The organism is Pseudoalteromonas sp. S1650 (assembly GCF_005887195.1).
GTDB lineage: Bacteria > Pseudomonadota > Gammaproteobacteria > Enterobacterales > Alteromonadaceae > Pseudoalteromonas > Pseudoalteromonas simplex.
In genome coordinates this window covers 1-14,414 of the sequence record NZ_PNDF01000078.1, presented here as the reverse complement: position 1 = coordinate 14,414, position 14,414 = coordinate 1, and the positions used below count along the sequence as shown (strand labels likewise).

Below are 14,414 nucleotides of genomic sequence, written 5' to 3'. Positions count from 1 at the left end.
GTGTGGCGACGATAGAGTACCACCAACAGGCAGTTGATCTCTTCTCACCGTTTAACCATGAGTGGTGCACTTATTATCTGAATTCGGGTTTCATTAAAGATCATTACTGGGCAGAAAGCATACCAACCTTAGAGGAGATAAACACTCTAATAGAAAGAATCAACAGAAACCAAACTGCCATTAAAAATCTTCCTTTTAACAAGGATATAACTTCAAGGACTACAAATTTATCAAACCGCTCAACTGAAATATACAAAAGCTATCTTTCTCTTTACAGTAAGTTACAGAAAAAATCATCTGAATTAATAAAACAAGAGCAGGTATATTCTGAACTCATTAAAACGCAAACAAAGGAATATTTGGCTAATACTCCAAACTCAAGCCTTGCTAAAGAATTGAATAGACTGGGGTACATGGATCAAATTTTCACTTTTGGATTTATGGGATCTCCATATAAAAGTACATATGCCTCTCTAACATGCTTAGAAACATTATATGAAGATGTCGAAATATTAAAAGAAGATAAGGCCTTGAAAATCACTTATGGAAAGAAAGGCTTTCTATCTATTACACCACAATACACCATAAAGATAGTGCTTATGCAAAATGTAATTCCGCAATTCACCATCATATCATTAGAAAAGCATGATTTATCAGTTCAAACTAATATGGATAAGTGGTTATTCTTTTTCAGTCAGCTACATACTTGTCAACAAGAGCTAAATATTGACTTAGAGCAAGAAAAATAACTAAAACTAAAAGGTCATGTTAATGGTGATTAACATGACCTTTAGCTACTCTCAAACTCAAATACACTTGTCTCAGATAAGTAACTAACCAAGTTTTTTTAGCAACACCAGATCAAAGCGCTCTCAAGTGCTCATCATTATTCATGATGAACTCTTTGATCTGATGTGAAGAAACCTTAGGATTCAAAATTAAATGTTGATAGCGTTCTAACAGGGCTTTCTGTTCATTCATTAGCCACTTTTCTTTAAGTGATAAGCTACCTTTTCTTTTGCGTTTACGACAATCAATACTATAACTTCGCTCCGACAGTTCCTTTTTGGCCTCGAACCATGCACGAGTAATTCCAGCCAACCCCTGATTGGTAACCATCAATTCAATCACAGGAGCTGATATCGCCTTAAAAATCCAAGGGCTAACAAACTTATATAAATGCAACTTAGGCTTTAACATACTGAGCATTTCAACTGTTAGAAATGCTTTATCCGCATGTAATTTGTGTCGATATTCGACTCTTGCCATTAGATTTAGGTCATCCCCCGTCAGGTTTAATACTCTGAGATAACGGTCGTACACTAGCAAATGGCTTCCCTTCTGCGACCCACAGTAATAACTCTCTGACACCCTGTTATCTTCCTGAGTAAATAAATAAGCCTGTTCATCGCTGTTTGGATAATGATTACTCACAGTACACCTTCTATGTTTAGGCATAGCAACTAAACAAGCTTTACTGATATTGGGCAAATTAAACCCTATATCAATTCTTGAAAGGCGAGCTTTCGAAATAACTTGTAGGTATCGAGTCTTACCGAGTGTTGTTAAAATATGGTGAAAAATAGCAGCCAACTCAATATCAGCAAATAACCTTGGAGTAAAAGCCACATGTAAGACCCAATTATTTTTATCCACACATAGATAAATAAAAACCTTGCTATTTAAGTTAGTCGAAGCATAGATTGTAAAAACGCGGGAACAAATAAAGCGACCTTTCCTTTCTTCATCACATTGAGGCGGACGCTGCCTAACGATCAATAAGTTTTTTCTCTCTTTAGTTTTTACCACACCAAAGTTATTGCGAAACCGCTTCATATCGTTTTCTGATATGTTTGCATTAAACGTAATCTTATCGCAATCAAGTGTTAAGTTCTGACTAGGTGAACACAAATATTTTTCTAATAAGGAGTTTTGCTGCATCGTCACTCGCTTTTTCGATATTACATTAATAACATTATCTGGCGATAAGAAATGTTTCTTAACTTCATCATTCGAACCGATTACGAAATCCCCATAAAGCCTCTTTAATTCCGTTTCAATTTTATGATCATTGAAGTTAGTGTGGTCACCTACTTTTGGCTTTCTGTGGTACATAGAGATTCTCCTAATACATTATTTTTAATATTGGTTAAGAAAGTTACTCTGCTGTATTACAGCTCTTTTATGGCTAAATTAACCACAGAAAAACTTCCTCATTTTAGTTGCATTAGGGTTTACACTTTTCAATTAAACATATTTTAAGATTTAATTTTGGACGTCAAAAGAAGCTAAACCAAACCTAGATGTCACGAATTATGAAACCTAGATGTCACGAATTATGAAACCTAGATGTCACGAATTATGAAACCTAGATGTCACGAATTGTAAATCCTAGATGTCCTGGTTTGATAATCTATATATATCATGGTTTGCGAAAACCAGATTTATAGTGAAAATCTAGACAATCACATGCCAATTTGAGTATTATCGAATTGGAAGTTTTTAGGCAAGATGAGGATTCTTATGAGGAAAAGGGAGATACTATACTCAGACATCATACTGCACCGAATTGCCCTGCTTCGCCAACTCAAGAACAGTAAATCGAAAATGGTAGAAACTTGGGAAAAACAATTAACCTCAAACAAAAATATCAATAATTTTCATGGCGTTACCAACCGACTGACTAACAAAGAGGTTATCGATGCTATTCACGACTTTAACCCAGCAGCAACCCATCCTGCAGTAAAGAGGTTTATGTTTAAGTTACACAAGTTTATTAATGAACTAGATCATATTTCATATGAAACATGGAAAGGACATTGCCGAAAAGTAAGATCAAGAGAAGGGAAAAGAACATTAACGGTTGAGCACTCAATTTTAGAGAAGGTATGCACATATTTAGAGACGACTCACCAAAAAACTTTTGATCCTCATGCTATTGGTAAAAATGAATTTCAGGAAGCTATTGAAACTTTATTGCATGATGCAAATAATCGAAAAAACATATAAAATCAACCATTTATAAAAACAAAAAATAAACCACTTCATATAAACATTTAAACATTGTAGATACCAATTGTTACTACCCTAACAAGTTTATGAAAAATCAACTATGTCCAGCGTTAACTAAATAGGTTTATTAACGCGAATAAACCTATTCTTCAGGTTACTGCTAAATCCATCAGATAAGATACATATTCACAACTCTTTGAAGCTGTTTAAGTGGAGCTGTTCTATGTGTGTAATTATCAGTAATTCCACCCTTGGATAGTTCATGCCCAACAACTTGCTGCAAAAGATGTAAGTCGAGGCTTGGTGACTCATTTCGAATTTTAGAAATAAACGAATGTCTAAAGCTATGGAAAGAGCGGGTATGTGATAACTCATTAGCTGATTCAATACCTAACTTAGCCATAATCCGACCGAACCAAGCTGTAATGCTATTTCGATTGTCAACTCCCTGTAATAACCTTCCAGTTGATTGTGTGAGCATATCTAGAATACCAAACTCGATAAGCTTGGGATGAAGAGGAATACGCCTACGAGCATTCTCAGTTTTAATCTTTTGCCCTTCATGTTCATCTGAGATTAGTATGTAGTATAGACTACTATCTGAATCAATCTTGATATCTTCAACTTTTAGTTGGAACAACTCACCTCGCCTAGCACCTGTATATATTGCAAGTAATATACACCACTTTTTCCAAGAGACGCTTTCAGCCAATGCGTATTGTTGCAATAGCCTTAATTCAGAGTCTGTAAATGGACCACGCTTGTTCTGCGTGAAATCTCTTTTTATATTACATGGAGAGCGCTTGATGTAGCTTACGGTATCTCTAGAAGCATAAGCGAATACACTCTGCAACCATTTGTAATAACCTTGAACCGATTTTGGGGCGATACGCTTATCTTCAGGCACATCAGCCGAAATACGCTCAGACATAGACATTTTATTGAATGGTGCCACATTCATTTTTGGTAAGTCAAAACATTGGTCTATAAATAAACCTATATCTTTTGGTTCATACTTTGTTATGTCTTTATCATTTGTAAGTAGCTGCCATACTTCGTAAAATCGCTCATAATCCTGTTGAATCTTATTACTAAGTTTCTCTTTTACTATTTTATGCTCTAAAAACTCTGTATATACTTCACTAAATAGCTTACCTACGTTGTTATTCAAAGATTTTTCGTCATTAGCAACATGGCTCCGCTCACGCTCAACTAAAGCTTCAATTTCCCTAGAACTAACAATATCTTTATTGATTGTTGTTAGAGAGTAACGTTTGAGTAGCTGTCTTGATTCTTTTAATTTTTCATGAAACACCCTGTAATCTTCATCACTATTGGGAGGTTGATATCCATACTGAGATACTAATCTATTGATCTCAGTGCGGCTTACTCCAAGTTCGCTATATTTAAAATTAAACAACGTTTCAGCACTTTTCAGTGAAGAGCTCTTCGTAGATTCATTTTTAAATTGCTCAGTAAACATTTGATGCGCCATAAGACGCACTTCCTGATCCATCGTCTCGTCTTGGAAAATTTGCTCTAGGCTCCTTGTGCTTTTTAAAACAGATAGCTTCACACACGCAAGAACTAGCCCTAACAGCTCAGGCTTCCCTTCGAAGTTTTCATTGGCCAATAAATCATTCAATGATTCGTGCCTCTCGCAAAGCAGACTAAATGCGTAACGAGTATCATCAGAGATTACGGGGAAATATGATTCATAACTTAACTCCTCATCAACACTAATCCTACTAGCTTGCATAAGCCTTTTATGGTGTTGTATGAAAGATGCTTCTTCTTCCTTTATAATCCTATCAATATCTTGAGTTTCCAATACTTTTTTCATGTTCAAAATTACTGATTTTGTGACTTTTTCTATAACCAGTCTATCAGAGTATCGCAAAATAATGGGTAGAGATTTTAATGTATTGATGAAAGGACTTAGCTCTTCCATGCTATGCAAAGCTAGCTCAAGCTTGGACGTTTTGAGAGAAAGACGAATATCTTTCTTATAGAATAGGTTGCGTAATTTATAGCGAAAGTAAAAAACATTCTTGCGAATGAACAAGTGATCTGCACCGATTACAGCTTTCATAACTACCTCGAATAAGAGATTGCTGTTTTTCGGTGTCACAGTAGGTGGCACACAATGTGTCACACTGAACTAGGTATTAAAAAAGTTTCCAAAAACCGCTTGATGATTCAAGCGGTTATGGAAATTTTTGAGTCTGCCAATAAGCCGGGTTCTGTCGTGGATAATCATTCGTCTAGGCCATAAATTGCTCTATGGCTCAAGCAACCTACCCGGTTCTCACGTGGGCCACGCGTTCATTATTTAAAATGATAGAACCCTATTTGGTCTTGCTCCGGGTGGAGTTTACCTTGCAACCAACTGTTACCAGTGGCCCGGTGCGCTCTTACCGCACCCTTTCACCCTTACCAACCGAAGTTGGCGGTCTCCTCTCTGCTGCACTTGTCGTAGGCTCGCGCCCCCCAGCTGTTAGCTGGCACCCTGCCCTGTGGAGCCCGGACTTTCCTCCCCCTGCGCATTTTCGTTGCAGGCAGCGATTATCTCGGCTGACTCGGCGCGCAGTATACCTGAGCGCGCACGTCTATGCAGTAAAGAATTAGCCTTTTTCGTCAATAATTGCTTTATAAAGTGCGTTTTTCTTCAAACCAAAATACTCAGCCACAACACCACAGGCTTTTTTCAGTGGCATTTCGGCTTCGAGTAAACCTAGCATGCGGCGCGCATCTTCTGGAATATCGTCACTTTGCTTTGCTTTACCCGGGAGCATCAGTACGATTTCACCACGCTGCTTAGTGGGATCATCCGTTAAGAACTGTTTTAGCTCGGCAACTGTGCCATTGAAAAAAGTTTCGAAAGTTTTGGTAAGTTCTTTGGCAAACACTACTGGCTGCTCTGCACCGAGAGCTGCTTCTAAATCATCAAGGCTCGCCATTATACGGTGGGTACTTTCATACATGATGCTAGTAATACCTGAGTTTACCGCTTCGATAAAAAAGCTCTGCCTTGCTTTACTCTTTGCAGGTGTAAAACCAATAAACTGAAAACGATCTGTTGGTAAACCAGAACAACACACCGCGGTAATTGCAGCACATGCCCCCGGCACCGGCGTGACGTGCGCGCCTTGTTCACGGCATAAATTAACCACCGCATAACCTGGGTCGCTAATAAGTGGCGTGCCGGCGTCAGAAACCAGTGCAATGTTCATTCCTTGCTCTAACCAATCTACAATTTGTTGTGCTTTTTGTTTCTCGTTATGGTCATGTAAAGCAAAGGTTTTTGCTTTGATATTAAAATGGCTTAACAACTTTCCTGTGTGACGAGTATCTTCAGCGGCTATTAAGTCAACCTCAGATAGGGTTTGGATGGCACGCTGGCTAATGTCATCAAAGTTACCAATAGGCGTGGCAACAATGTAAAGAGTGCCGATTTTATCTGAATTGTCCTCATTTAACATTGAGGTCTCCTGCGTCAGTCAGTAATATAAGCAAATCGCGTTAACGTATCGGGAAATCATTGTGCGACTTAAACTTGTTAGTCTATTAATTGTATTGTCAGGGTTATCGGCTTGTAGCACAACCGAAAAACCTCGAAATAGTGCAGAAAATCAATCGGGCCAATCGAATATTGCCCTATCACAGCTAACCGACGCACAATCTATGTACCAAGCAGCGCTAAATCGTCAAGGCGCAGATAAAATACAGCTTTTATACACTGCGCGTGATGCGGCTATCAGTGAGGAGCGCTGGGCACTACTAGAAAAAGTCTGCCTTGAACTAGAAGCGACCCCAAGTGTAGACCAAATTCAAAACAAACTTTACATTGCTCTTGCACAAGAGCATCAAGGCAAAAGTGATTTAGCTTTAGCTCAGTTACAGCAACTCGAGCCACAGTTAAGCCAGCCTGAACATCAAGCATGGCACCAATATTTAACTGCGCGCGTTTATGCATCGCAAGGTATGCCAAAACGGGCAATGCCTTTCTTTTTTAAAGCATCAACACTTAGCAGCGAAAACAATTTTATCGTTGCCAATCTAAACAAAGATTTATGGCAAAGCCTAACCCAGCTTTCATCGTACGCACTTGAGCGTTTTAATCGTGGCTCTGTGGTGCAACAAGGTTGGGTCAATTTAGCGCTCTATCACCAAGTGTATTTAGGTGCGCCTGTTGAGCTTCATCAAGCAATGAACAACTGGCTGCGTCGCTACCCGGGTCACCCAGCAGCTGAGGTGCTGCCTAAAAAGGTAACAGAGCTAGTACAAATTGAACCTTTAAATGTAAACCGCCTCGCAGTACTACTCCCTCAATCAGGCGCCAATGAGCGATTAGGTGATGCACTAAAAGCAGGTGTGCTTGCTGCCTTAGATGGAAAATCATTAGAACAAACATTATTTATTGATGAGTCGCTATCAGCCGCTGAAATTACACTTAAACTCAGCGAATTCAATGCTGATTTTGTTATCGGCCCTTTATTAAAAACTAATATCGAAAAGCTAACCAACGCTCAAACACTAGTTGATTACCCAGTGATGCATTTAAACACCTTTGATGGTGAGCGAATTTCACAGCAGCACTTTTTCTTTGCACTAAGCCCTGAGCACGAAGTTCAGCAAGCACTGGAGCGATTTTTAACAGCGGGTTACCAAAAGCCGATGCTGCTAGCACCAAATAATAGTAACGGCCAACGCTTAGTTGAGTACTTCAATACCCAATGGCAACGCTATAGCGAAGTTAAACCGCAAATCGGGCTTTACTCTGGCAAAGACGACATGCCAAAGACCATCACAGGCTTACTTGAAGTAGACCAAAGTAAAGAGCGAATTAAAGTTGCCAAATCGTTATTCAAGCAAGAAGTTGAAAGTGAAACTCGCTCGCGCAGCGATATTGATGTGATTTATATTTTAGGTGATGCTACTGAAACGCGCTTAATCAAGCCCTATTTAGACGTAAACGTGAGTACTTTTGCTGAGCGTATTCCGCTTTATGCCAGCTCAAAAAGCCACAGTAAACAAATCGATAGAACCGATAAAGGCGACTTAGATGGTCTATATTTTACGGAACTACCTTGGATGCTTGATGGTCAAATTCAACAACACAATTTACGCCAGCAATACGAAAGTTTATGGCCAGAAAACGCAGATATAAGCCAGCGCTTATTTGCCATGGCATTCGATGCAGCCAGTATGCTAGGTGATGTGAAGCAATTAAGCATGGTGCAAGGTAAACGCTTTAGTGGTATCAGTGGTCAACTGAGCATTGCCAGCAATGGCTATGTTACGCGCACTTTAGATTGGGCACAGTACAAGAATAAACAAATTATTGCGGTTGATTTAGCGACTGAGCAACCAATTCCATTATTTATGCAATCTGCCTTTGGAATTAACGCTGCTGAATAATCTTTTTAAAACGTAGTAATAGCTCAAGGATGAAGCTATGTCTTGGTTTAAGCAATTATGGCAAAATAGCCGCGAAAAAGGCCTGTATTACGAAAAACAGGCTGAACAATATTTAATACAACATGGTTTAAAAGCCATTGAACGCAATTACTTATGTAAATACGGTGAGCTAGACCTAATAATGCGTGACGGGCAAACGCTGGTATTTGTAGAAGTAAAATTTAGAAAAAACGCCTTGCGTGGTGGCGCAAACTATGCCCTCAGCAAACAAAAGCAGCAACGATTACGGCGCACGATTAGCCATTATCTTGCCGAGAAAAAAATCTCAAACCAGTCTATGCGGATAGATTATGTCGCTATAACAGGTGAGCTTAACAGCACCCTAAACTGGTTTAAAAACGTTTACTAACGCCGTTTGGCGTCGGCTTAATTTGGTAGGTTATGCAAGAAACGATAAAAAAAATCTTTACTGAAAATATTCAAGTTCAAATAGCGGCAGGTGAAGTACTGCCAAGCGCACTTGAATCAGCAGCATTCACCATTGCACAAAGCCTCATTAACGGCAATAAGCTGCTATGTTGTGGCACTCCTAGCTGTCATATGTTGGCACAGCACATGGCAGGGCTATTAATTAACTTTTATGAAACCGAGCGCCCTTGCCTACCCGCAGTTGCGCTTGCACAAGATCAAGTTAACTTAGGCGCAGCAGCCAATAACGATGAGCACGAAACCTTTGCACGACAAATTCGTGCATTTGCTCAGCAAGGCGACCTTTTATTAGCAATTGCAGTTAATGGTAATGAAAAGCAAATTATCTCAGCAGTTGAAGCGGCACTGACTCGTGATATGAAAGTGATTGTGCTTGTTGGTGATGACGGTGGTGAATTAGTTGGCTTACTTGGCCCAAATGACGTTGAAATTCGTGTGCCATCAAAGCGCCCAAGCCGTATCGTTGAGTCGCATTTAGTGAATTTGCACTGCCTCAGTGAACTTATCGATTTAACCTTATTCCCACAGGAAGAAAATTAATGTTTAAACAGTCTTTAATTGTTATTAGTACCGTTTTATTGCTGCAAGGCTGTGCAGCTGCCGTTGTCGCCGGTACAGCGGGCGCTGTAACTGCCGCGAATGATCGCCGCACAATCGGTTCACAAATCGACGATAACAACATCGAAATTAAAAGCTCTATCGCTATTAGCGAAAATGAGCGACTACATAAATTTGCCAACGTAAACGTTATCAGCGTCAATGGTATTGTGCTTATGATTGGCCAAGTTGCTAACGCAGAAATGAAAGACGAAGCACAACGCGCTATTGAAGGCGTTGATGGCATTCGTAAAATCCACAACCAAATTCGCATTGGTTCAAATATTGGTATGAGTACGCAAACGCACGACTCTTGGTTAACTTCTAAAGTGAAAACGCAATTGCTCACCACAGAAAGCATCAGCAGCAATAACATCAAAGTAGTAACAGAGAATGGCGAAGTCTTTTTAATGGGCTTAGTGAGCGATTCTGAAGCGAATTTGGCGGTTGATGTAGCACGTAACGTATCAGGCGTTGAACGTGTTATTAAAGTGTTTGAATATCTGTAACGCTAAAATAGTTAATTAATAATAAAAAACCCGCTAAATAGCGGGTTTTCTTTTGTCTGACTAAGGTTACTTAATCACTCGTAAGTGAGCACCTTTTTTCTTCTCTGGTTTAGCAGTTGGTTCATCATCTGGCGTAATATCGTCAGGTGTTTCAACACTTTCTAATACCGGAGCAAAATCGTCTTCGTCCTCGATGAATTCTTCTGCAGTAAATACAGTCCCTTCACCATTCTCACGTGCATAAATTGCGAGCACAGCACCCATAGGTACGTACACTTGCATTGGTTGGCCACCAAAGCGCGCATTAAAGCTAAGCTGTTGGTTGTCCATTGCAAATTGTGTTACCGCTGATGGGCTAATGTTCAAAACGATCTGACCGTCTTGCACAAACTGTGTTGGTACTTGTACAGCAGGAAAATCAGCGTTAACCACTAAGTGTGGTGTGCACTGATTATCAACAATCCAATCAAAGAAAGCGCGTAGTAAATAAGGACGATTAGGCGTCATTATAAACGGATCTCACGCTCTGCTTCAGTTAGTGAAGCTTGGAATGATTCACGCTCAAATAAACGCAACATGTATTCTTTAAGCTCTTTCGCGCCTGCACCATTAAGCTCAATGCCAAGCTCAGGTAAACGCCAAAGTAATGGTGCTAAGTAACAATCAACTAAGCTGAACTCTTCACTCATGAAGTAAGGTGCTTCAGAGAAGATTGGTGCAATTGCAAGTAACGCTTCTGTCAGCTCTTTACGTGCTTGCGCAGCTTCGCTGCTACCGCTAGTGATTTTGTTAGCTAGGCTATACCAATCCGTGTCGATACGATGCATCATCAGACGACTACGGCCACGCATAACCGGATAAACTGGCATTAGTGGAGGATGAGGGAAACGTTCATCAAGGTATTCCATGATGATGTTTGCCTGATATAAACCAAGCTCACGATCGATCAGTGTTGGTACTGTACCGTAAGGGTTAATCTCATGAAGTGCTTCTGGCAGGTTATCCTTTTCAGCCAGGTGAATGTCAACACTTACACCTTTTTCAGCAAGTACGATACGTACTTGATGGCTATACATACAGTTAGCACCAGAAAACAGGGTCATTACAGGGCGCTTATTGGCAGCTACGGCCATGCCTACCTCCATTATATTACAAAAACAGCAATAGGGGCTTAAGCCCCTATCACAAAACTACCTTTCAAAATGCCCAGGATTAGTGAACATCTCTCCAGTATTCTTTCTTCAGCATGAATGCCAAGATAAATAGAATCACTAGGAAACCAATTACCTTTAGACCTAACGCTTCTGACTCTAAACGTGACGGCTCGCCAACGTAAGCTAAGAAGTTAGTTAAGTCACGAGCAGCACGATCGTACTCGTCAACACTCATTTCACCAGAACCATCTGTCTCAACGCCAACAACTTTAGTCACTGTGTGACCATGTTCTTCCACTTCTTCAGTGATTGGTGTTGGTAAGCCTTGTAGTTCTTGAAGAACGTGTGGCATACCTACCGATGGGAAAACAACGTTGTTTACGCCAAACGGACGAGATTCATCTTTATAGAATGACTTCAGGTAAGTATAGATCCAGTCAGTACCACGAACTCGCGCTACAAGCGTAAGATCCGGTGGCGCTGCGCCAAACCATTTAGCTGCGTCATCTTTATCAATCGCATTTTTGATGTGGCTACCTACTTTTGAGCCATCAAAAATTAGTTGCTCTTGACCAATCTCAGTAGGAATACCGATATCGCGGAACGTACGCTCATAACGTTGATACTGCATTTGGTGACAACCAAGACAGTAGTTCATGAACAATTTAGCACCGCGCTGTAAAGATGCGTTATCTTTAAGGTCAATGTTCGCATCCATTAAAGGAACCGAAGGACCTGCTGCCATTGTCAACGATGGCAACAATGCGAATAAACCGATAATTAGCTTTTTCATCATTTCGTCAACCTCGTTGGTAATGGCTTAGTTTTCTCATTCTTGCTGTAAACAAATAACAATACGAAGAACATGAAGTATGTCACAGTCGTAATTTGTGATAACAGCGTTTTGAAATCAGTTTGTGGTGTAGCACCAACCCAACCCAAGATAACGAAAGTTACCACGAATTGTGCGATGTTTAACTTGTGTAAGCCACAACGATAACGAATAGAGCGAACCGAACCACGGTCAATCCAAGGTAGTAACGCAAGCACTACGATAGATGCACCCATCGCCACAACACCCATTAACTTGTTAGGGATTGCACGTAGGATTGCGTAGAATGGCGTAAAGTACCAAACTGGGAAAATGTGCTCTGGTGTTTTCAGCGGGTTAGCTGCTTCGAAGTTTGGCGCTTCTAAGAAGAAACCATTCATCGCAGGCATAAAGAATACAACCCAACAGAATAAGATTAAGAAACCAACCACACCCACAATATCTTTTACTGTGTAGTAAGGGTGGAACGGGATTGCATCAACAATGTCTTTCTTGTTGGTGTAATACTCGTGGAATTTGAATTTAGGCTTATCTTCTTCAGCTACAGTGCCTTTCTTACGCTTGATTTCAACACCATCTGGGTTGTTTGAACCCACTTCGTGTAGTGCAACAATGTGTAAGAATACTAAGATAACGATTACTAAAGGTAATGCAATTACGTGTAGTGCAAAGAAGCGGTTAAGCGTAGCACCAGAAATTACGTAGTCACCACGGATCCAAAGCGTTAAATCATCACCAATAACCGGAATCGCACCGAATAGTGAAATGATTACCTGTGCACCCCAGAAAGACATTTGTCCCCAAGGAAGTAAGTAACCCATGAAAGCTTCAGCCATAAGCGCTAAGAAGATGAACATACCGAATAACCACAGTAATTCACGTGGTTTTTGGTAAGAACCGTAGATCATGCCACGGAACATGTGCAGGTATACAACGATAAAGAACGCTGATGCACCTGTTGAGTGAAGGTAACGAAGTAACCAACCGTATTCAACATCACGCATGATGTATTCTACCGATGCGAAAGCACCTTCAGCAGATGGTACGAAGTTCATTGTTAACCAGATACCAGTTACGATTTGGTTAACAAGTACTAACATGGCTAGAGAGCCAAAGAAGTACCAGAAGTTAAAGTTTTTTGGTGCTGGATACTGTGCAATATGCATGTTCCAAACACGTGTCATTGGAATACGATCGTCGATCCAACCAATAATTTTACCAAACATTACGCCACTCCTTTTTCTTCACCGACTAGAATAGTCGTGTCATCAAGGAAGGTATACGGAGGAATTTCTAGATTTAATGGTGCAGGTACAGATTGGAATACACGACCAGCCATATCAAATTTAGAACCGTGACACGGACAGAAGAAACCGTCGTCTGTGCCCTCTACTTTCTCACCAAAGCCACCTTGTAGGAAGCTAGGAGAACAACCTAAGTGCGTACAAATACCAACAGCAACGAAGATCTCAGGACGTTGCGAACGATATTCATTGGTTGATGATTCAGGTTGTTGAGGCTCTTCAGACGCAGGATCACGAAGTTGACCTTCATGTTCTTTCATCTGTTCAAGCATTCTTGGTGTACGATTAATAACCCAAACAGGTTTTCCTCGCCACTCAACACGTATTAATTGTCCTGGCTCAAGCTTGCTGATATCTACTTCTACAGGCGCACCCGCAGATTTAGCTCGCTCACTTGGATTCCAAGACGCAATAAAAGGAACAGCAGCCCCAGCCGCACCAACACCACCAACAACAGAGGTAGCTATGGTTAAAAAGCGACGTCGGCCATTGTCTACAGGCGCATTGCTCATCCACTTATCTCCACTATGATTCCCAACACTTGCCATATTGAGAACATCAGTTACAGCAGGTTAATTTTTAGAAATTTCAAAATAGACGCGATCATAATTAAAACCCTTGATTAAAACAAGGTTATTCACAGTCTCATGCTCGAATAAACCCTATTTAATAGATTATTAATTTAGGTTAGCTCGAGTATGAAGCCGCTGGTTATGATAACGCATATAAAAAAACAATATACTGACCAAGATCAACCTCACTAAGAGGAAACAGAATTCTGCATTAGCTGTTGTTGAACTCACTCACATTACTTGCCCCCCAATTGTAGCAAAAAATTTCATCAATTAACTGATGGATTTAAGCTAATTTTGCTAAATCTTGAAGTTTTTTTACTGTAATGCGTACTTATTATTAACAGCGGTTAAATATCGAACGAAAAAAGGTAGGTTTTTGTACTTCAGCTATCAGCTATCAGCTATCAGATATCAGCTATCATCAATAATCTATCAAAAAAAAAAAAAAAAAAAAAAAAATAAAAAAAAAAAAAAAAAAAAAAAAAAAAAAAAAAAAAAAAAAAAAAAAAAAAATAAAAACA

14 protein-coding genes and 1 other RNA gene are annotated in these 14,414 nt (G+C 40.0%); 6 read left to right on the top strand and 9 right to left on the bottom strand.

What is annotated here, in order from left to right; translation table 11 throughout:
* Positions 1-749 (top strand): hypothetical protein (locus CWB80_RS22595; protein WP_171041560.1); only part of this gene is annotated, 749 nt, incomplete at its 5' end.
* A 112-nt stretch (positions 750-861) separates the two neighbouring features.
* Here CWB80_RS22595 and CWB80_RS19305 read toward each other — a convergent pair.
* A complete protein-coding gene (locus CWB80_RS19305) occupies positions 862-2,115 on the bottom strand; it encodes a hypothetical protein (protein ID WP_138602012.1) in 1,254 nt (417 codons plus the stop codon).
* Between the two features lie 492 nt (positions 2,116-2,607).
* Here CWB80_RS19305 and CWB80_RS19300 point away from each other — a divergent pair, with 492 nt between their 5' ends.
* Positions 2,608-3,009 carry a hypothetical protein gene (locus CWB80_RS19300; protein WP_138602014.1) on the top strand — a complete coding sequence of 134 codons (402 nt, stop codon included), beginning with the start codon at positions 2,608-2,610 and terminating at the stop codon, positions 3,007-3,009.
* Positions 3,010-3,181: 172 nt separating this feature from the next.
* Here CWB80_RS19300 and CWB80_RS19295 read toward each other — a convergent pair whose 3' ends face one another.
* The 3 genes from CWB80_RS19295 to rsmI form a co-directional block, all read right to left on the bottom strand.
* Positions 3,182-5,104, bottom strand: a complete 1,923-nt coding sequence (locus CWB80_RS19295; protein WP_138602016.1) for a site-specific integrase — start codon at positions 5,102-5,104, stop codon at positions 3,182-3,184.
* Between the two features lie 124 nt (positions 5,105-5,228).
* Positions 5,229-5,594, bottom strand: an RNA gene (gene rnpB / locus CWB80_RS19290) — RNase P RNA component class A.
* 42 nt (positions 5,595-5,636) lie between these two features.
* A complete protein-coding gene (gene rsmI / locus CWB80_RS19285) occupies positions 5,637-6,494 on the bottom strand; it encodes a 16S rRNA (cytidine(1402)-2'-O)-methyltransferase (RefSeq protein ID WP_119852538.1) in 858 nt (285 codons plus the stop codon).
* Positions 6,495-6,555: 61 nt separating this feature from the next.
* On the opposite strand from rsmI, the gene CWB80_RS19280 reads away from it, so the two are divergent.
* Genes CWB80_RS19280 through dolP form a run of 4 tightly spaced genes read left to right on the top strand, consistent with a single transcriptional unit; the run spans position 6,556 to position 10,028 of the window.
* The gene (locus tag CWB80_RS19280; RefSeq protein WP_138602018.1) at positions 6,556-8,433 is read left to right on the top strand and encodes a penicillin-binding protein activator; all 1,878 of its coding nucleotides are present in this window, start codon (positions 6,556-6,558) and stop codon (positions 8,431-8,433) included.
* Positions 8,434-8,470: 37 nt separating this feature from the next.
* Positions 8,471-8,842, top strand: a complete 372-nt coding sequence (locus CWB80_RS19275; protein ID WP_138602020.1) for a YraN family protein — start codon at positions 8,471-8,473, stop codon at positions 8,840-8,842.
* A gap of 32 nt (positions 8,843-8,874) precedes the next feature.
* On the top strand, positions 8,875-9,462 hold the full coding sequence (locus tag CWB80_RS19270) for an SIS domain-containing protein (RefSeq protein WP_138602022.1): 588 nt from the start codon (positions 8,875-8,877) through the stop codon (positions 9,460-9,462).
* Complete coding sequence (dolP, locus tag CWB80_RS19265) at positions 9,462-10,028, top strand: division/outer membrane stress-associated lipid-binding lipoprotein (RefSeq protein ID WP_054554183.1); 567 nt, start codon at positions 9,462-9,464, stop codon at positions 10,026-10,028. Before CWB80_RS19270 ends, dolP begins: the two co-directional genes overlap by 1 nt.
* Before the next feature lie 66 nt (positions 10,029-10,094).
* On the opposite strand, the gene CWB80_RS19260 is transcribed toward dolP, so the two are convergent.
* From CWB80_RS19260 to petA, 5 genes are all read right to left on the bottom strand, one after another.
* Positions 10,095-10,535: a ClpXP protease specificity-enhancing factor gene (locus tag CWB80_RS19260; protein WP_138602024.1), complete on the bottom strand. Its 441-nt coding sequence runs from the start codon at positions 10,533-10,535 to the stop codon at positions 10,095-10,097.
* Positions 10,535-11,161: a stringent starvation protein SspA gene (gene sspA, locus CWB80_RS19255; protein WP_054554181.1), complete on the bottom strand. Its 627-nt coding sequence runs from the start codon at positions 11,159-11,161 to the stop codon at positions 10,535-10,537. The genes CWB80_RS19260 and sspA overlap by 1 nt, the downstream gene beginning before the upstream one ends.
* A 79-nt stretch (positions 11,162-11,240) precedes the next feature.
* The gene (locus CWB80_RS19250) at positions 11,241-11,978 is read right to left on the bottom strand and encodes a cytochrome c1 (protein ID WP_054554180.1); all 738 of its coding nucleotides are present in this window, start codon (positions 11,976-11,978) and stop codon (positions 11,241-11,243) included.
* On the bottom strand, positions 11,975-13,240 hold the full coding sequence (locus tag CWB80_RS19245; RefSeq protein WP_054554179.1) for a cytochrome b: 1,266 nt from the start codon (positions 13,238-13,240) through the stop codon (positions 11,975-11,977). The genes CWB80_RS19250 and CWB80_RS19245 overlap by 4 nt, the downstream gene beginning before the upstream one ends.
* The gene (petA, locus tag CWB80_RS19240) at positions 13,240-13,830 is read right to left on the bottom strand and encodes a ubiquinol-cytochrome c reductase iron-sulfur subunit (protein ID WP_054554178.1); all 591 of its coding nucleotides are present in this window, start codon (positions 13,828-13,830) and stop codon (positions 13,240-13,242) included. Before petA ends, CWB80_RS19245 begins: the two co-directional genes overlap by 1 nt.
* Between the last annotated feature and the right edge of the window lie 584 nt (positions 13,831-14,414).

Bases quoted from the DNA above. Each gene is read 5' to 3' on its own strand.
- CWB80_RS19305 (WP_138602012.1), bottom strand. From the start codon at position 2,115: ATGTACCACAGAAAGCCAAAAGTAGGTGACCACACTAACTTCAATGAT.
- CWB80_RS19300 (WP_138602014.1), top strand. From the start codon at position 2,608: ATGGTAGAAACTTGGGAAAAACAATTAACCTCAAACAAAAATATCAAT.
- CWB80_RS19295 (WP_138602016.1), bottom strand. From the start codon at position 5,104: ATGAAAGCTGTAATCGGTGCAGATCACTTGTTCATTCGCAAGAATGTT.
- rsmI (WP_119852538.1), bottom strand. From the start codon at position 6,494: ATGTTAAATGAGGACAATTCAGATAAAATCGGCACTCTTTACATTGTT.
- CWB80_RS19275 (WP_138602020.1), top strand. From the start codon at position 8,471: ATGTCTTGGTTTAAGCAATTATGGCAAAATAGCCGCGAAAAAGGCCTG.
- CWB80_RS19270 (WP_138602022.1), top strand. From the start codon at position 8,875: ATGCAAGAAACGATAAAAAAAATCTTTACTGAAAATATTCAAGTTCAA.
- dolP (WP_054554183.1), top strand. From the start codon at position 9,462: ATGTTTAAACAGTCTTTAATTGTTATTAGTACCGTTTTATTGCTGCAA.
- CWB80_RS19260 (WP_138602024.1), bottom strand. From the start codon at position 10,535: ATGACGCCTAATCGTCCTTATTTACTACGCGCTTTCTTTGATTGGATT.
- sspA (WP_054554181.1), bottom strand. From the start codon at position 11,161: ATGGCCGTAGCTGCCAATAAGCGCCCTGTAATGACCCTGTTTTCTGGT.
- CWB80_RS19250 (WP_054554180.1), bottom strand. From the start codon at position 11,978: ATGATGAAAAAGCTAATTATCGGTTTATTCGCATTGTTGCCATCGTTG.
- CWB80_RS19245 (WP_054554179.1), bottom strand. From the start codon at position 13,240: ATGTTTGGTAAAATTATTGGTTGGATCGACGATCGTATTCCAATGACA.
- petA (WP_054554178.1), bottom strand. From the start codon at position 13,830: ATGAGCAATGCGCCTGTAGACAATGGCCGACGTCGCTTTTTAACCATA.